Origin of the sequence: Alteromonas ulvae (genome assembly GCF_048987005.1) — a bacterium.
Classification (GTDB): Bacteria; Pseudomonadota; Gammaproteobacteria; order Enterobacterales; family Alteromonadaceae; genus Alteromonas.
Genome location: NZ_CP185261.1, coordinates 1368570 through 1387235, shown reverse-complemented (window position 1 = coordinate 1387235; position 18666 = coordinate 1368570). Strand labels below are relative to the sequence as shown.

General features: G+C 43.5%; 10 protein-coding genes. 4 read left to right on the top strand and 6 right to left on the bottom strand.

Going from position 1 to position 18666, the window contains the following annotated elements:
• Positions 1-231: 231 nt before the first annotated feature.
• From ACOJR9_RS06055 to ffh, 4 genes are all read right to left on the bottom strand, one after another.
• Positions 232-1449: a phosphoenolpyruvate carboxylase gene (locus tag ACOJR9_RS06055; protein ID WP_420935437.1), complete on the bottom strand. Its 1218-nt coding sequence runs from the start codon at positions 1447-1449 to the stop codon at positions 232-234.
• Entirely contained in the window at positions 1446-2081 is a 636-nt protein-coding gene (locus ACOJR9_RS06050; RefSeq protein WP_420935436.1) for a hypothetical protein, read from the bottom strand. Before ACOJR9_RS06050 ends, ACOJR9_RS06055 begins: the two co-directional genes overlap by 4 nt.
• Entirely contained in the window at positions 2078-5776 is a 3699-nt protein-coding gene (locus ACOJR9_RS06045) for an ATP-binding protein (protein ID WP_420935435.1), read from the bottom strand. The genes ACOJR9_RS06050 and ACOJR9_RS06045 overlap by 4 nt, the downstream gene beginning before the upstream one ends.
• A gap of 95 nt (positions 5777-5871) precedes the next feature.
• Entirely contained in the window at positions 5872-7287 is a 1416-nt protein-coding gene (gene ffh, locus ACOJR9_RS06040) for a signal recognition particle protein (protein WP_420935434.1), read from the bottom strand.
• A 300-nt stretch (positions 7288-7587) separates the two neighbouring features.
• Between ffh and ACOJR9_RS06035 the strand changes: the two genes are divergently transcribed.
• A complete protein-coding gene (locus tag ACOJR9_RS06035) occupies positions 7588-8379 on the top strand; it encodes a cytochrome C assembly family protein (protein ID WP_420935433.1) in 792 nt (263 codons plus the stop codon).
• A 139-nt stretch (positions 8380-8518) separates the two neighbouring features.
• A complete protein-coding gene (locus ACOJR9_RS06030; protein WP_032094536.1) occupies positions 8519-9811 on the top strand; it encodes an HlyC/CorC family transporter in 1293 nt (430 codons plus the stop codon).
• Between the two features lie 113 nt (positions 9812-9924).
• Here ACOJR9_RS06030 and ACOJR9_RS06025 read toward each other — a convergent pair whose 3' ends face one another.
• Together ACOJR9_RS06025 and sixA are read right to left on the bottom strand one after the other, a co-directional pair.
• Positions 9925-10137 (bottom strand): hypothetical protein, encoded by a 213-nt coding sequence (locus ACOJR9_RS06025; protein WP_420936066.1) that lies wholly within the window; start codon positions 10135-10137, stop codon positions 9925-9927.
• 136 nt (positions 10138-10273) lie between these two features.
• A complete protein-coding gene (sixA, locus tag ACOJR9_RS06020) occupies positions 10274-10789 on the bottom strand; it encodes a phosphohistidine phosphatase SixA (protein ID WP_420935432.1) in 516 nt (171 codons plus the stop codon).
• Positions 10790-10956: 167 nt separating this feature from the next.
• On the opposite strand from sixA, the gene ACOJR9_RS06015 reads away from it, so the two are divergent.
• Both ACOJR9_RS06015 and ACOJR9_RS06010 read left to right on the top strand, forming a co-directional pair.
• On the top strand, positions 10957-13704 hold the full coding sequence (locus ACOJR9_RS06015) for an insulinase family protein (protein ID WP_420935431.1): 2748 nt from the start codon (positions 10957-10959) through the stop codon (positions 13702-13704).
• A gap of 211 nt (positions 13705-13915) precedes the next feature.
• Positions 13916-18463: an EAL domain-containing protein gene (locus tag ACOJR9_RS06010; RefSeq protein WP_420935430.1), complete on the top strand. Its 4548-nt coding sequence runs from the start codon at positions 13916-13918 to the stop codon at positions 18461-18463.
• The last annotated feature ends 203 nt before the right edge of the window (positions 18464-18666 follow it).

Genomic DNA, 18666 nt, shown 5'->3' with positions numbered 1-18666 from the left:
ACAACGTTTCTACGTCCTGTTGAAGCATAATTTATTACACTACATGGTCACGGGGACCAAGCTAACGTAGGCGTGGCTATCACTTTGTATAATGCTATAACATCAAGATGACAGCATGACTACGTCCACTTAAACTATATAGCTCATTACGTGAATTTTTTGTAAACGTTTCTTTAAAATAGAGGCGCCACTTTGTAATATCAAGAGCCTGCCATAAAATAATGGTAGGGCCTAGCGCAAGCCCAAAGTAATATCACTAATATAAAAATTACCGGTGTAAATCTTATCGTTCATGCCGTGAGACTCTAAAGCAAAAAACTGCTTCTCCTCATTATCTAACGCCTGATAGCCACCAATCACTTGGTAAAGCCATACTTCAGGATCGAACTCAAGCTCCTGTTCCTCATAATAATCTAAGGCAGTCTTTGCTTGCCCAGAATCAATAACATCGCAAAAATAAGCCTCGACAGCTTTTTGTAAAGGTTCCTTTTCAAGCGATAAGGTAGCTTGTTCGGTAACATCAATATCAGCAGGCTTACCGTCATCTTGCGTTCCGCGTTTTTTGTGGATATGGGTAAGCGTTGCTACCATATTTTGGTAATCACTCTCATGCTCCACGTTGTTCACGTCTGCAGACGCATGAGAAATGGTGGCAGCACTGTGATTAAACAATACAGGTACATTGGTAAGATTTGCGTAATTGCTTGGCGCGAAATCAGGCTGTTGCTCCATATGCAATAAAAAGCCTTTAAGAAGCCGGGTTCGGCCTTGAAATTCTCTAAATCGGCCCAGTAAATCGAGTAGTCGTGCCTGCACAACCGAAAGTTCTTGGGCAGCTTTCGAAAAGCGCTGCTGTAGCGATACCACCAGCAAATGCCTGAGCTCACGATTCGAACCCGCGATTTCACTTAGCTCATCGAACCGAAAGCATTCAAGTTGCGCAAGTAAGTCGGTAACTTGTTGTTGTGCCAACTCATTTTCTCGAATTTTCGCGTCTACGGAAGAGACATAGCCAAATTCATTATTAATTCGACTAAACATTACCCTCACACTATTACTCAGCGTTTCCGATAGCTGATAAACATGCTCTGTCAGGTCGCTCATGTGCGCGGCAGCTTCGTTGAATTTATTGTAATGGAGTGCTTCTTTATAGTGCTCCGTCAACGTTTTTAAACTCGCCAGTGATGCCCCAACATTGGCGTTTATCGTGCGGTTTCTCTCGTCTTGTAAACTGCCCTCTAAAAGCGTGCGTACCGCACTTTTTAAACGCAGTTCACTTTGCGCTTCTGGACGCCACAGCACGCCTAGTTGAACGAGTTGCTCAAGTACTTTACTGCTGTGATCACGCTCTTTTACAGAGCCGTTAATATACGCTTTCATAATTAGGTCGCTGTGTCGACCTAATGCATTGAGCAGCTTAGTTCCGGCTTGAAGTAATACCTGGCTCATATCAGGTTACCTTGAGATACCGCCGCCTCCGCTTGCTCAGACAGGCTCAATGCTTCAGTTTCATCAATAAAGCGTAAAGTTTCATAAAGATGTTCTATTTTGCCGGTTCCCAAATAAATTTGCTTATCTGGGTTTGGCTTAATTAAATAGCCTAGCTCAGTGAGGCGCTTAAACACCTGCTTTAGCTGGCCGTCCACGTTAACGCTGGTAGAGCCAAACATTCGGTAACGAGATATCTTCTCTAATTGCTCGCCGTAGGCGGGCGTATCTTCAATGCTACCTTGCAATTCATTAAGTCGAATAGCGCTGCCCATAGTAATGGGCATATCAGATTCGTTGGCCTGCTGAACTAATAAGAGCCACTCGATGAGAGGCACTAAATTAGACGCCGTATCTTGAAACTGCTGCGTAAGCACTTTGCGCTCTTGCTCACCAATAGTGGAATAGCTGGCAAAAAACACTTCGCCTTCTGCTGTCGAAGAAAGCGTGCGATTGAGGAGCGATAAATGCGGTTCTAGCTTTGTCGCGTTGTCTCGACTTTTTAGAAAGCGCCATGCTTCCTCATCAGTAACTTGGCAAATAAAAGCCCCTTGCAACAATGCGCTTAACACGCGACCTTGTTCTGTCATCATAACGACGGCTCCTGTGTTACTGCATCACTGTGCTTTTTGGCTTTTATACGCGCGGCTATGCTGCTCGCTTTTGGTTGAACCACTTGTAACTGGCGCGTCACTTTGTCGATAAGGTATCGGTTCTCAAACAGCGTGAGTACTTCTGACTCTGGGTTAGGGAATGCGCCCACTACGCTGATATTGTTGTTCTGGCACGCATCAAAAATCTTTTTCACATTGCTTTGATGCAGCGTGCCCAGCTCATCGATTGGCCAATGTACGGTTGCACCCGCGTCTTGACGCAATAGGCGAGTAAATGCCAATAAGAACTTACATAAAATAAGATAAGCCATTCCGTGACTGGACGACTCATTAAGCTGGCGGTCGGTTCGAATAACTAGGTCGCTATTTCCCTCCCGCAGATGCAGCTCAATATCGAGTAACTTGCTGATCCCGCCAGTAAGTGCGGCTCGCCCTAAAATATCAAGGACTCTGCGCATGCTTTGACCATACTCTTCTTCAGGCAGTTCATTTGCCCCTTCTTCCATCCAGAATTCATAATGCTTTCTGAATTGTTCAAGCTCAGGCCAGAATTCAAGTTCACTGATACGCGAACGGATTTTAACGGCGGAGTCTGACACACCATCGAGAAACAACTCTCCATCCACTTCTTGAGTAATTCGACGACTCTGAGACACAATGCGTTTGTCTATGTCAGCTAACACGAAGTAGTACTGAGACAAATCGGCGCCAAATATTCTGCCCTGCTCTCTGAGTCCTTGCAGCTTTTGAGGCACGATAACGTTAAGCAGCTGTGATAAATGAGACACCATGCGTCGATGATCAAAACTTTTGACGCCATGGGCATTAATGGTGGCGCACTCTTCTCTTGCCCGCTCCCACGTGTCAGAGAGCCCTGTGCCGGCCTGCGCCGCAATAAGCTGATCAAATCGTTCCACATAGGCGCGAATATCACTGAGGAGATTGTCACGCTCTTGCAGCTGACTTTGCACTTCTGATATGCGCTGGCCAATACTCACTTCGTCGTGCTTAATTTCAGCAGTATCGTCGCTAGCTTGCAGCGTGAGCTTAGCCAACGACTTGCTCAAGTTTTTAACTTGCTCAAGGTGCTCGGTGGTGGTTTTAAGCGTGCTTTCTAGCTGTGTGTGCTGCTCTTTTAACTGCTCTCTTTTCGTTTTATATGCACTTTGCTTGCTCGCAAGGCTGCGCTCAGACTCACCTAATGATTTGCGAGCCTTAGACAACCCTTCTTGCCACACCACTTTTTGTTTAGTGAACACATTGGTATACCAGCGCTCGTAGTCTGCGACTTTGTGACGGTGAGTTTCTGTGCGCGCAATATCGTCTTTTAACTGATTGATCAGCTTTTTAAGCTGGCCAATTTCGTCAACATCAACACCGCGATTGTTCAGTTCACTCTCTAACCAGTGCTGCATATCTTTGCGATCTTGAGCTGCGCTCTCTCTCGCTTTACGCATGTCGCTGTCTAGTTGAGATAATCGAGCGTCTGTATCTGAAATGAGCTGCTGCCAATGAAACTTATGTTCCGTCTCAGCTTCTCTTTGCTGGTCGTTGATTTCGTCTCGGCTTTGTTCAAATTCCGCTTTTACTTGTTTTTGGCTTTGTTGATTAGCCTCAAGCTTTGCTTTCGCCTTCTGCTTTCTCTCTGACAAGGTTTGTTGGTACTCACTAAGCACCGTATCTCTGTCTTGTTGAGCTCGCTTTCGGCTAGCTTCGGCACTTTTAACCACATTGTCTTTTTGTGTAAGTGATAACTCTGTGTTGCGCACATCTTCGTTGGCCTTGGCCAATCGCTGCTCACATTCGTTTTGCGCTGCCAATGCAGCTGCTTGGCGAACCTCAGCATCTTTAAGCTGCTGTTTTAATGCTTGTTCTGTAGAAGCATAATCCGGCGTATCTAGCTCATTTAGGGCTAACTTCACTCCCATGAATGTATCGGCTTGTTCTTCCATGTGGGGCGCTAAATCAGTGCGGTCCAACAATTCTGGGCGAATCACTTTACCTAAGGATACTTCCCAGTCGTCCACATTCGCTCTTAAAAATTCGAGCAAAGACCCTTCGCCGGGATACAGCAAGCCGTTTATTTTGTTAACTGACTTTTCTTCCTGCTGAAACGAAGCCCGTGCTTTATCTAATACTTGAGAGCAGGTTTTACGATATTCACAGGCTTTCGAGTGTGCTTGCTGTGACTGGCGAAGCTCTGCTCGTGCAGTATCTTCATTAATCGACGCTTCTTTAATTGCTGCATCTAAAATATCCAGCTGAGATTGTTCAAACTCGTTATATCCAGCATTACTCAGAGACGCTTTTAACTCTGCTTCGTATACTTTAAGTTCGTTAACATTGCTTGAAAAGTCGCTCTTTAGCGTATTTAACTGCTCGCTGTAGTCGTTGCTAATTTTCGCCAGCGCCTCACGCTCATTTTGCTGTTGTAAAGACTTGTGCTCTGCGACTTCTTGTCTCGCCTGAGAAAGTTCATCTAGAGTAGCGGAGAGGTTCTCTCCAAGTTCGGCCAACCGCTTGTTATAGGCCGACTCAATGTCCTGATGCTTTTCAGTCAGCAGCGCATAGCGGCTTACACTAAGCTCTTTCTGGCTATACCACTGAGGTAGATTGCCCACGTGCTCTTTTAGTTGCTCGATGTCTTCTTCTTGCCACTTATCAAATTCACCCTCGACATTTTCAAGCTCAATCGTATATTTTTCCACGTCAGCACGTGCAGATGATATGACTTGGTTGAGGTGGTCGCGATTATCGCCCCATTCACTGTCAGTTTGCTTGCGTTGAAAGTTATTTTCATCGAGTTCGTTTTTCGTGGTTTCTACGCGTGCAGATAGATACGTTTTATCCAGTTCAAAGGTATGCTTCAGCGTTGCTAATTGTTGCTCAGTGCTGCTTAAGGCCATGTCCGCTTGTTCTAGTCTCGAAAACTCTGGCCTTATTTTATCGAACTGCTTAATAAGGTGGCATTCTTTGATCCAATCATCTACGCGGTTGCGGCTTAATCCTGATGTGGGTGGTGTGACGCCATCTTCTTCTAATATGGCTGCGATCATTGCCTTGATCGTTTCCATTTTTCCTTCTTTAGAATGCACCGCTTTGGCGAGTTTTTCGATATGACGCATGTGCTTAGATGACTCGCACAAACTAAACAGCTTGGCGTAGCCGAGCACTTCACGCGCCGTATTACTTTGATTCAGCACGCCGTGGTCGTTTTGGATAATCGCGCGAAAATCTTTAGTGTTGAGTAAACTCGTTACCATAACGTTGTTGCGCTTCATCGCTCGCGCTAATTCAGCGCTGCTGACACTCGCGTGTTTGCCGCTCTTTTGTTGAATCAGATAGTCATTTATTTCAAAGGGCTTACCGATGAGACGATAGTTCACTCCAGTGCCATTTGAACTTAACACCGCTTGGCATAAATCGCCGTCTGCACGGGCGTATTCGTAAATAATAAAACTAGAAAGGCGAGGCAGATACCATCGTTCGAAGCTATCTCGTGTGGCAGGGACAACACGACTGGGATATTCACCGTAAAATACGGGTATAAGTCGTTGGAGCGTTGTTTTACCCGACGCGTTGGTGCCACAAATATTTGTGTGCCCATCAAGCTTGAGTTCAACGACACCCGGTAGATGCGTGTCGATAAGAATAATTCGTTTTAAGCCTGCCATAGCATTCCTGTTTCGGTTTTATAACTTTTCTCAAGTAAAAAACCTCAATAATTGGCCATTATTGAGGTTTTGTAATTCATCAAACGCGTAAGCCGTTATCTTGGTGGAAATCCGCCTGGACCACCGCCAAAACCGCCTGGCCCTCCCGGACCGCCAAAGCCGCCACCTGGTGGTGTCATGCCTTTCATTTGACGCATCATCTTCTTCATACCACCGCCTGACATTTTTTTCATCATCTTTTGCATTTGCGTGAATTGCTTCAACAGGCGATTTACGTCTTGGATTTGCGTTCCAGAGCCAGTCGCTATTCTGCGCTTTCTAGAGCCTTTAATGATGTCAGGACGAGCGCGTTCAGCGGGTGTCATTGAGTTAATGATGGCTTCCATTTGATTGAACTGCTTATCATTAGCCTGATCTTTAATCTTCTCTGACATGCCACCCATGCCAGGAAGCTTGTCAAGCATTCCCATCATGCCGCCCATGTTCTTCATCTGTTCAAGCTGATCTTTAAAGTCAGCTAAGTCGAAGCCCTTCCCTTTCTGAACTTTTTTCGCGAGCTTTTCTGCTTTGGTTTTATCAACCTTGCGCTCTACTTCCTCGATTAAGCTAAGTACGTCACCCATACCTAAAATACGAGACGCTATACGCTCAGGATGGAACGGCTCTAAGGCATCAACCTTTTCACCCATACCAATAAATTTGATTGGCTTGCCGGTAATATGGCGAACAGACAGCGCAGCACCGCCTCGCGCATCACCATCGGCTTTGGTTAAAATAACGCCGGTAAGCGGTAAGGCATCATTAAATGCTTTCGCTGTATTAGCCGCATCTTGACCGGTCATCGCATCAACAACGAACAAGGTTTCGATAGGCTTTATAAGGCTATGCAACTCTTGTATTTCGCTCATCATGTCGGTGTCAACATGCAAGCGACCTGCTGTATCTACAAGCAGAACATCGTAAAAACCTTTTTTAGCCTCATCGATAGCACCTTTCACAATATCAATTGGCTTTTGTAGGATGCTCGAGTCGTGAAATCCTACATTCACTTCGTTGGCAAGTGTTTCAAGCTGCTTAATTGCCGCAGGACGGTAAACGTCGGCACTCACCACCATCACTTTTTTCTTTTCGCGCTCGGTGAGGTATTTAGCTAGTTTACCCACTGAAGTGGTTTTACCAGCACCTTGTAAACCCGCCATTAAAATAACGGCTGGGGGCTGGGTGGCTAAGTTCAGCTTTTCATTCGCCTCCCCCATAACCGCTTCAAGTTCAGATTGAACAATCTTAATAAACACCTGACCGGGCTTAAGGCTTTTGCTTACCTCGGTACCAACCGCTCTTTCTTTTACTTGAGCAACAAAAGATTTCACTACCGGCAGAGCCACATCTGCTTCTAGTAGCGCCATGCGCACTTCACGCAATGTCTCTTTAATATTGTCTTCTGTAAGACGCCCCTTGCCACTTACATTTCGTAATGTCTGGCCTAGGCGTTCAGATAAATTCTCAAACATAGTATGAAACTTCTTTTGATTTCAGACGCAATGTCCGTATTGTATCGTAAAAGGCACAGCGAACGTACCCGCAAATGCGTTAAAATTTACGCTTTGTTTTTGCTGTATTATTTGAGCGTCAGACCTTTGCAAAAATTGACATCAAAGGTCAACACGCCCTGGCCACTCGCCGCTATTTTATTACTCAATAAGTGGTATTGAAGCAAACAAAATCAAGGAGGTGGTTGAATTTAGCCTAAAGTTGCAGTATCAATAGCGACTTATTCGGTGACGATTCACCCACGTATCACAGGAAGTATAATGAATACGCTTTTCGCCATTTCCGCTGCGCTACTCTATACCTTGGCCGCAGCCGTTTTGATTGGCAAATTTGTACACCACGAAGGCCCTAATAAACGCCTTGCCCTTTCTTTGGCCAGCTTAGGTGCTATCGCTCACATCGCTTTTCTTATCAGCGTGATCATTATTGCCCCCGGCCAGAACATGAGCGTAACTAACGTGCTGTCTTTGGTATCTTGGATCATCACCGTTTCAATGCTGCTTTTTGCTCGCTCCATTCCCAACCTCATTTTGTTACCCGTAGTATTTGGGTTTGCAGCGCTTGCTGTGCTGTCTGCTGCTTTTGTCCCTGTTTCTTACATCATGCATATTGAATTACAGCCGGGTTTAGTCGTGCATATAAGCTTATCCTTATTCGCCTATTGCACCCTTGTCATTGCGTTTTTATACGCGCTTCAAATGTCTTACATCACCTACCGACTCAAGCAAAAGGGCGCTGCCTTGTTACACTCTTCACTCCCTCCCCTTATGTTAGTGGAAAATATTTTATTCAAGTTATTGCTTGCCGGGACATCACTGCTTACCGTATCACTGCTTAGCGGATTTGTTTTTTTAGAGGACATGTTTAGTAAGACTTATGCGCACAAAACCGTGTTATCCGCCGCAGCCCTCGTTGTCTTCTTAGTGCTGTTAATTGGACAAAAGTTACGTGGCTGGCGTGGAAGACAAGTCATTTTAATGACAATTACCGGCGTGATATTGCTCACACTAGCTTACTTCGGCAGTAAGCTAGTACGAGAGTTCTTGCTGTAAGCCGATATCGGGAATACCATTGCGTGGTAACTTTACGAGCGGATTGAAGCCAATAATACTTTATTGCCCTTTTTTAGCTTGAAACCCAGCCTTCAACTTATTACATTTGAAGACTAGCATTAGATAGGAAGCCACCTTTTTGGACGACATATCAACGAGTACGCTGTTTATTGCGCTCGGCGTACTCATATTATTATCTGCCTATTTTTCCAGCTCAGAAACTGGGATGATGTCGATAAATCGCTATCGACTCAAGCACCTTCAAAGCGAAGGGAACCGAGCGGCAATGCGAGTACAAAAACTACTCGATAGGCCAGACCGACTCATTGGCCTTATTCTTATCGGCAATAACCTAGTGAACATTGCGGCGTCTTCTTTAGCCACCGTATTGTGTATACGCTTGTTTGGAGATTATTGGGGTATTCTAGCGGCCACGTTTGGATTAACCCTCATACTACTCATATTTGCAGAAGTCACACCCAAAACCCTCGCGGCGCTCTATCCTGAAAAAATCGCTTTTCCTAGTTCATTAATTCTGTTGCCATTACTTACCGTTTTGTACCCTTTTGTTGCCGCCATTAATGGCATTACGAATGGCATACTTGCCATACTCAGAATTAGCCCAGCTAATGGTAATGACGACTCGTTGAGCAGAGAAGAGCTGCGTACCGTAGTGTTTGAAGCAGGCACAATGATACCGAAAAAACACCAAGATATGTTGGTTAGCATACTCGATCTTGAAAGTGTCACTGCCGAAGACATTATGGTGCCAAGAGCTGAAATATTTGCAATTGATATCAATGATGATTGGAAAAAAATTCAAAAAGCACTAACACATGCGCAGCATACTCGCGTGCTGTTGTATCGCGATAGTGTAGATGATGCGGTGGGCTTTGTGCATGTTCGAGATGCCCTTCGGTTGCTGTCCAAAGACCAATTCACTAAATCGAGTTTGCTACGCGCTGTGCGCGAGATTTATTTCACTCCAGAGTCTACGCCCCTGCACACCCTAATGTATAAGTTCCAAGCAGAAAAGGAGCGCATTGCTTTAGTTGTTGATGAATACGGCGATATTATGGGTTTGGTCACGCTCGAAGATATTCTTGAAGAAATTATTGGCGATTTCACCACCAGCATGGTGCCCGATCACAGTAAAGAAGCGCATGTACAGCAAGACGGATCGGTGTTGGTGGATGGCAGTGCTAACGTTCGCGAGTTGAACAAAGAAATGAACTGGAACCTGCCAATTGAAGGACCCAAAACGCTGAATGGTCTGCTACTGGAGTACCTCGAAGAAATACCGGAAAACAAAGTGAGCGTGAGGCTTGCAGGTTACCCATTAGAAATTGTAGACATTACAGAAAACATGATTAAAACCGTGCGTGTGATGCCGGAGTTTTATAGCGCTGAGAAAAACAACACATCTATATAGCTATTTTTATTTCGGTTAATTTAGATTGGGGGATTTGGACGTCGTGGGGCGTAAGACAATCATCCTTTTATCATTATCATCCTGCAATAAAAAGCCTTTCAGAAAAAGGCCTGCTAATCAGAAAGCTTTCCATCGACAGTTTTTTCATGCATTAATCGCAGAGCTCTTTTTTCGAGGGCTTTTGCTTTTGCCGCTGCCACTTTGTCTGACAATATAGACAACTTTGCAATAATAGCCTGCGTCTCCTCGTCTTCACGCAAATCAGCCTCAGCCATATGGGACTGAAGTGAACGTTTGAGGAGCTCAGGAATAGACTTACTCTCCATTTCCCAACCCTTCGATAATATATACACTGGCACTCTCAAATGGGTTATCGGCGCTAGCGTAATTAACTTAACTAATCATCAAAGAAAATGTATCGCTTTGCTCTAACGCAATGTGAACAAAAGGAATTAGTACGGATTAAAAGCCTTGATAGTGAATCACCAAGCTACCCTTCATGCTGCTTAATGAGTATTTGACCACCGCAACAGACGCTGTGGCAAATAAACTAGTGGTGTATGAGCTACAAACTTCATCTACTAAATAACTCACAAGGGGCATATGGCTTATAATTAACAGCTTTTTGATGGGACGTTTACCATTAACCGAAGCGTGTATTCTAGCGCTGATATAATCGCTTACTAGCTTTGGTGAGCCTTCTGGGGTGATATCTTCATTAATCTCTAGCTTATCGCTACTGATAATCGAAGACACTTTTTCATAAGTTTGCATAGCGCGCCGGTAAGGGCTCACTAACGCTAAATCTACAGTTCCGCTGATGCAGTAATGCTGAGCTAACCAAAGTGCTGTAGCCTTTGACTGTTGTTGCCCTACTTCCGTGAGTTGGCGGCTTTTATCATCTAACCGGGGTGACTCGGCCTCTCCATGACGCATAATAAAGATATAAATGTCATCGTTGCTACTTTGACCTGACATAACATTGCGCATAGTATTAGTGAATATACTGTAAAGATATCAGAGACATGATAATACGACTAGCGCTAAGCGTTGAATAATGGTTATTTTAGTCATCTATTCGTATTGCTATGTATATTTAAATCCTTTCTCCAGAAGTCGGGAGTTAAACAACGCACTGAGATGACATGAAAAACACAATCAAGTTTGAGAATGCTCATCATATAACGCTGCCAAATGGACTACGCGTTATGGCATGCCATACCCCCGATGCTGAAGAGTCACACGTATCAATTGCGGTGCGCTCTGGACATTTTTACGACCCTCATGATTGTCAGGGGCTTGCCCACTTACTTGAACACATGTTGTTTATGGGTAGCCGACACTTTCCAAAGCCTAATGCCATTAACGATTTTATTGGACAGCATGGCGGCGCTCTCAATGCGTGGACAGGCACTGAATACGCCAACTATCATTACAGTTGTCGTGCAGGCTCTCTTTCTCAAACCTTACCCGGTTTTGCCGACATACTTCGCCAGCCATTGTTTGAAGAGTTATCCATCAGCAATGAGGTAAAAAATATTCACGCTGAGTTTGAGTTCAAGAAAAAAGACGATTTAAGACGTCTTTATCAAATTCATAAGGAAACCTGTAATCCCGAGCATCCATTCTCAAAGTTTTCAGTGGGTAATAGCGATACATTTTCAAAGCATACTGCGGGTGAACTAAAACAACGTCTCAGGGCAATCCACAGTGAGCGCTACTGCGGCAATAATATGTGTCTATGCATAGCGAGCCCCATGCCGATAGAGCACATCAACGCAATGGTACACCAGTGTTTTGGTACCTTTAATGCCGGAAAGCGCGCTGACGACCAATGGCCTCCCCTTTATCGTGAAAGTGAATTGGGCGTTCAAATTAATATTCAGCCTTTGCAGTCCGCGAAGCGAATGATCGTAACCTTTGCCCTCCCGCCGTTGCAAAACGACTACGAGTGTAAGCCCCTTAATTATATAAGCCATTTAATTGGCGATGAAGGTGAAGGCAGCCTCTTAGCCTACTTAAAAGAACGCGACTGGGCATTAAACCTAATTGCTGGAGCAGGTATTGAGGGCGACGGATTTAAAGACTTTAACGTTAGTTTTCAGCTTACTAACGAAGGATTAAACAACAAATATAAAGTGTTGCACGCGTTATTCAGTTACATTGAATTGATCAAGCAGTCGTCCAGTGAAGGATGGCGATATCGAGAAAAAGCGCATCTTGACGCGTTAGCAATAGAGTATGAGGAGAATATTAAGCCATTGAACCTGATTACTGAGTATGCACAACATCAGTTTGTTTTCTCACCAAAAGAACTGAACAAGTTAAGGGCAACGATTGGCAGCTTTGACCAGAACGTGATACTCGATGCATTGTCGAATTTTAAACCGGCATATCTCCGTCTAAAAGTGATATCTAAAGACGTATCTACCGACAAAACATGTGCCTTCTACGAGGCAAAGTATAGCGTTGAAGTCATACCTCCTGATGTAATAGCGTCCTTAAATTCGCCTTCACTACTAGCTGAGCTTCAGCTTCCGCCACCAAACCCATATTTAGGTGAAGAATATCAACTCGTGCTTCCAGAGACAGGCTTTCATATCCCCAATAAACTTATTGATGAAAAAGGCTATCAATTTTGGTTCGCACAAGACCAGCAGTTTCATAGCCCTAAAGGAGATATTTATATTTCCTTTGACGCTACTAGCTTTTCTGAATCTCTCACTGCGGTGGCCGCAAAACGAATTTGGTTAGGGGCGCTTAACGACCACCTGCAAGCAAAGTATTATCGTGCTGAAATTGCGGGGCTACATTACCGCATATACGGACATCAAGCAGGATTTACGCTTCACACCCGAGGCTTTACCAATCAACAACCCCTGCTTGCTAGTCAATTAATGGATGCAGTGATTAATCTCATACCTGATGAGCGGGCGTTTTTACACCACAAGTATTTACAGGAACAAGTACTCCACAATTCATTGCTTAACAAGCCCACCAACCGCCTGTTTTCAAGGTTGAGCGTTCTTATTCAACGCAACACGCAAGCGCCCATTGAGCTTTTAGACGTAATGCCTGACACTAGTTATGACGATATGCTCGTAGCAAGGGAAAACGCGTTTAAGCATTTTTTTGCTGAAGCCTTTATGCATGGCAACTGGACTAGCAACGAGGCAGAGCAGTTTGCTACATCGACTTATCACTTATGCGAGCACTCACAGGGTAGCCCACTGTCTCGAGCCGTATCAAAGCTTCCGGTTGGCGAAACGCTTTATCATCAAGTTTCCTGTAAACACGATGATGGTGCGGTTGTCTTATACTTACAAGCCCCTTCAGCAAGCTTATCTGACACTGCCTTGTGTATGGTGTTAGAGCAGATGCTGGCAGCCCCATTTTTTAACTCACTGCGCACTGAACAACAGCTTGGTTACATTGTAGGTACAGGTTATGTACCTCACAACCAGCACCCTGGTATTGCATTTTATATCCAAAGTCCTGAAAAAGGCCCAAAGCCTCTGCTTGAGGCCATGACCACGTTTTTATATCAGCAGCTACACGAAATAGAGTTCTATCGTTTCTACTGGCCCACTATTCAAGAAAATCTTTTAAAGCAGCTTGAAGAGCGGGATCTCACCTTATCGATGAAATCGCAGAGACTTTGGGTAAGCCTTGGCACACAGGACTTAGCGTTCAATAGAAACCTAAAATTAGCAGAGTGTGTAAAAAAACTCTCATTCGAACATATTCAAGACTTTGCCGACCAACTTGCAAAAAGGGAACGTTGTGGCGAAATAGTACTCTATTCAGACGGCAAATTTGACCCTATGCCAACTTCTGAAAAACGCACCATTAACAGCATTGCCGAATTTAAACAGAAAATCCCATATCATTGATAAACAATTCTTTCTTCTTGCCGATACAAAGTTATCTTTTAGGACCGGCTGACTAATAAGTAAGCCATTGTTTTCACTTTTATAAAAAGTCCTTGTGGAGAGTGCCTTAATTCGGCATATTTATTCCTCTAGTTGTTAGGGATGCGACTAGGACGCTGTAAAAATAAAACATAAAAAATAAAAACAATCGGCGTAAGCCAAAGGTGTTTAGGTGCGTTCAACCCTATTACAAACTGTGTCCGTTTTCTTGTTGCTGCTTTCAGGGTTATGCTCTTCTGGACACGCGATAGAAGTATCCGATCTCAAATTTACAGAGATAAGCAAACGCCAAGGCTTGTCTGACCCTGCAGTATTAGACATAGTTGAAGACAATAAAGGCTTTATTTGGCTAGCTACCTCAAACGGTCTTAACCGCTATTCTGGATATGAAGTTAAGCAGTACCACCCTTCAGATATCGACGCAAACTCAATTCCATCAGGTTTTATTCAAACATTATTTTTAGACTCAGACGGCATACTGTGGCTTGGGACGAATAATGGTCTCGCGAAGTACAAACCAGACACCGATAACTTCGAGGTGTTTAATAAAGACAACTCTATAATTAAGTCAAATTCAATTACTGCCATTAGCGAGTCAAAGGCTGGCAAAATTTTGTTCGCTGACGAAAAGTTTCTCTATCAATTTGATAAGAGTCAGAACAATATTACTTCTGCAAAACAAGTATTTGAGGAACGAACCTTTGTAAAAGTAATAATGGATGAGGCCAACCGCACTTGGATAGGGTCAAATGAATTCGGTGCAAAAATACTCGATAAAGAAACAGGAGCATTATCGAGTTTAAACAAGGTGAATCCTTGGGGGATTACCCTTGATTCCGCGGCGTTACACGACATAAAGATCATCAACGGTAACTACTGGCTAGCGACAAAGGACGGCTTTAGAATAATTAATGCTAGAGGCAAGACCATACTAGTTAAAAATGGTGCTGACTTAGGTTTTGATGGTAATTTAAATTCACTGAATATTACTGTAGACGAAAACGACATATGGATTGGGACTGCGTCTGGACTCTTTGTTTTAAGTAATGCTGCAGCAAAAGAAATAAAATCTGACACGGATTTCTCTGTTTTACACCTCAACTCTGATAACTATGAGTCTACAGGACTACCTGCAGCAAGCATAATGCAAGTCACAGTAGATCGGACGGGCGTATTGTGGGCAGGTACATTCCGTCAAGGAGCATTTAGATACCATCCCGAATATGCAAGCGTTCATTATCAAGCGGTCTATAATTCAGAAAGGCAAACTGAAGACAACTTTGCTACTGTTTGGGCGCTATCTGAAAATTCTTCTGATGAATTAATTCTTGTCACTCAAGAGCTAGGACTAGCTAAGTCTGATAAAGAGTCAGGTAAAGTAACGTATTTAGAATACTCAGGTGGCCAGGGTGGTAGGTCAAATTATTGGGATTTAGCTATTGACTCAAAAGGACATTACTGGGTAGCTTCTTCTGATGGTTTGATTGTTTATGCTGAAAATGAAGGCACTATCACTCAAAAAGCTCATCTGTTTCAAGGCGATATTATAGACCATATCCATTATCACGATGATACGCTGTGGGTATGGCATGAGAAATTTGGGACGCTTTCGATTGACTCAAACGCTTTAACTAATCCCAATAAGGAGCTGGCTGCCAAAAAGCTTGCTATCGATGAATTAGCTGAAAATCTCATTCCAATCTTTACCGATAGTTTGAAGCGCTTATGGCTGCGAAATGATACGGGAATAACCATCGTCTCTCCCTTTTCAAAAGAAATTGTTAGTCATATCTCATTAGAAAAAGGGCTTAATTCTAAAGTTTATGCAATTTACGAAACAACAGATGCGTTTTGGTTGACCACACGTTCAGATGGTGTGGTCATGGTAGATAAAAGCTCTTTCGAGATAGTGAAGAGACAGATAAGAGACGACAAAAATGGATATATTATCTCGTCGGTTGGTGTTGGACGCAGTATATGGTACGCCGATGCTGCCGGTATTCATCAAATTATGCTGCCCTCTCTCCAACAAGACTCACTGATTCCTTATTCTGAGTTGGAATTTAACAGCTTAGGCGAGTCTTCTGTATTTGTCTCTAAAGACAACACTATCTATTTTGGTGGAAATAGGGGATATAACAAAATATCAAAAAGGATCGCAAGTGCACATGGCCTTGCATCACAAACTATTACTCCTCAACTATCTCTTTTGAAAGTGTTTGGCGCCACTAAAGAACAGTTAGTGCCTTCAATACGTCGAGTTAATAATCATGCTCACAGTCAGGAATTGATTCACACAAGTAAAGTTCAACTCGCTCATGATGAAACTCGATTTAGTATATCCTTTGAATTGGTGAATCCTGTTTACCCATCTCAAGTGAGCTATCGCTACAGGTTAAACAGTCAGGATTCAAACTGGATTTATATCGACGGTGGAAGAGTCGCTCAGTTTAATAATATCAGCTTTGGTCGCTATACCTTTGAAGTTCAGGCGAAAGAGCCTGGCAAGCAGTGGTCTGAAAGCCGCTCTTTAGACATCGAAATTGAACGTCCGCCTTGGTTACACGCAGTGGCCCTTGTATTTTATGCGTTAGTCACGGTAGTAATTTTTGCGTTTCTGGTTAGACAATTTCAAATTCGAAAAGCCAATCAGCTAGCGATAAAAGAGTCTGAAGAACGATTAAAGTTAACGCTGTGGAGTTCAGGGGATGAGTTGTGGGATTGGGATGTTTACCGAGGTCAAGTGTATCGAGCAAATACGTGGGGTACCCTAGACTTCCCGCAAGACGATATACGAACAACAGGCGCCTACGATGCCAACATACATCCTAACGATCTTAAACGTGTTAAGGACTCACTGAGGGAACATCTAGAAGGGAAAAGCGACTTTTACGAACTTGCTTACAGAGCGAAAACGTTTAAAAACCAGTGGATTTGGATACTCGATAGAGGAAAGGTTGTTGAGCGCGATCACAATCAGCAGCCAATTCGCATGACGGGTACCTTAAAGAATATTCATCATCTAAAGGAAGCTGAGGAGCAGTTAAATTTGTTTAAGCGCTCCATTGAAAACATTTCTGAAGGGGTGTTTATTGCTAATACAAAGTTTAAATTTATTAGTGTCAACAACGCTTATTGTCGCTATACCGGTGAGACTAGAGATCAAGCTTTAGCCAGCTATATGCATTTTCATCTTTACCCTGATGCCTTCACAGAAGAAATAAAGAAAACCTTGAAGAGCAAAGGCAACTGGAGTGGCGAGGTAGAAAGCGTGCGCATTAATGGCGAACGTTTTGAAATTGAGCTTAACATAGATGCCGTGCACGATGAAGACGGTAAAATCAGCCATTTTGTAGGCGTTTTTAGTGATATTACATCTCGTAAAAACACCGAGAAAGAATTGCTTAAACTTGCTAATACCGACCCGCTGACTGAGTTACCTAATAGGTCGTTCTTTCAAGCCAGTCATCAAAACTTAGTCCGCAAAGGCGAGCAGCACACGCTTCTCTGTCTGGATATGGATAACTTCAAGAAAATAAATGACTCACTCGGCCATCAAACCGGCGACATTTTAATCAAACAAATTGCTAAACGATTGCAAAGGATCACTGGTAAAACCGCTACCTGCTATCGTCTTGGCGGCGACGAGTTTAGTATTTTAATGGAGAACAATGCAGATATTCATACCGTTACGCATTATGCGCAAAACGTATTGGACACCTTATCGCGGCCGTTTATTATCAACAAACAGGAATTTGTACTTGGCGCAAGTATAGGGATCGCGTTTTTCCCTGATGACGGTGTATCTCCCCAAGAAATGCTAAAAAATGCTGATACGGCTATGTATTTTGCAAAAAATAACGGTGGCAATAGCTACCAGTTCTTTAGCGGTGAAATGAATCAAAATGCCGTGCGACAGCTACAAATAGAAAACTTAATTAGACAAGGGATTAAAGACGACCTCTTTACCGTTTATTACCAGCCCAAGGTAGACATTACCTCGGGCAGGCTTGTCAGTATGGAAGCGCTCGTGCGGTTTGAGCATCCTCAAAAAGGCATTGTAAGTCCTGGACAGTTTATTCCCCTTGCAGAACAAACAGGTCAAATCATTGAGATTGGCGAGCAAGTGTTAAGAAAAGCCTGTGCAGATACAAAACGCTGGGTTAGTCAGGGGCTATTCAGCGGTCGCGTGGCTGTCAACATCTCTGCCAAACAATTTGAATTACCTGACTTGGACGAGCGCATTAACCGGATATTAAGTGACGTGGGGTTATCTCCGCTTCACTTAGAATGTGAAATAACGGAAGGTACGTTAATGGAAAGTCCGGAAAATGGCCTACAAATGATGACTCGCTTACGAGAGCGAGGTATTCACTTGGCTCTTGACGACTTTGGTACTGGTTACTCATCGCTTGCTTATCTCAAGCGCTTCCCATTAAATACGCTTAAAATCGATAAGGCGTTTATTGACGATATTGCAAAAAGTAGTGTGGACCGTCATATGGCAGCGGCCATTATTAATATTGCCCACAACCTCGGACTCAAAGTTGTTGCTGAAGGTGTAGAAGAAGAAGCGCAGCTTAACATTCTGCGCCGTTATGATTGTGAAATGCTTCAAGGTTTTCTGTACAGTAAACCACTTAACGCAGAGCGCTTTGAAAAACTACTTACCGAAAATCATCAGCTTAATTCCATCCTTGCTAACGCAAACCTTAAGTAATTAACTACTTACTATTCTCAAACTTTGAAAGATGCGTTTTATGGCAGGCTAGGATTTGCCTCCCGATCACAGTTCATTCCGGCAATACACCGCCTATTAGGCAAAAGTTTAATAGACTTTGGTATTGAAAAACCGTCAAAAAACCAACATAAACAAACTAAACCTATGTTTTTTAAATGTTTTTAAAATATGGCACAAGTTTA

Bases quoted from the DNA above. Each gene is read 5' to 3' on its own strand.
- ACOJR9_RS06050 (WP_420935436.1), bottom strand. From the start codon at position 2,081: ATGATGACAGAACAAGGTCGCGTGTTAAGCGCATTGTTGCAAGGGGCT.
- ACOJR9_RS06035 (WP_420935433.1), top strand. From the start codon at position 7,588: ATGAATACGCTTTTCGCCATTTCCGCTGCGCTACTCTATACCTTGGCC.
- ffh (WP_420935434.1), bottom strand. From the start codon at position 7,287: ATGTTTGAGAATTTATCTGAACGCCTAGGCCAGACATTACGAAATGTA.
- ACOJR9_RS06015 (WP_420935431.1), top strand. From the start codon at position 10,957: ATGAAAAACACAATCAAGTTTGAGAATGCTCATCATATAACGCTGCCA.
- ACOJR9_RS06045 (WP_420935435.1), bottom strand. From the start codon at position 5,776: ATGGCAGGCTTAAAACGAATTATTCTTATCGACACGCATCTACCGGGT.
- sixA (WP_420935432.1), bottom strand. From the start codon at position 10,789: ATGTCAGGTCAAAGTAGCAACGATGACATTTATATCTTTATTATGCGT.
- ACOJR9_RS06055 (WP_420935437.1), bottom strand. From the start codon at position 1,449: ATGAGCCAGGTATTACTTCAAGCCGGAACTAAGCTGCTCAATGCATTA.
- ACOJR9_RS06025 (WP_420936066.1), bottom strand. From the start codon at position 10,137: ATGGAGAGTAAGTCTATTCCTGAGCTCCTCAAACGTTCACTTCAGTCC.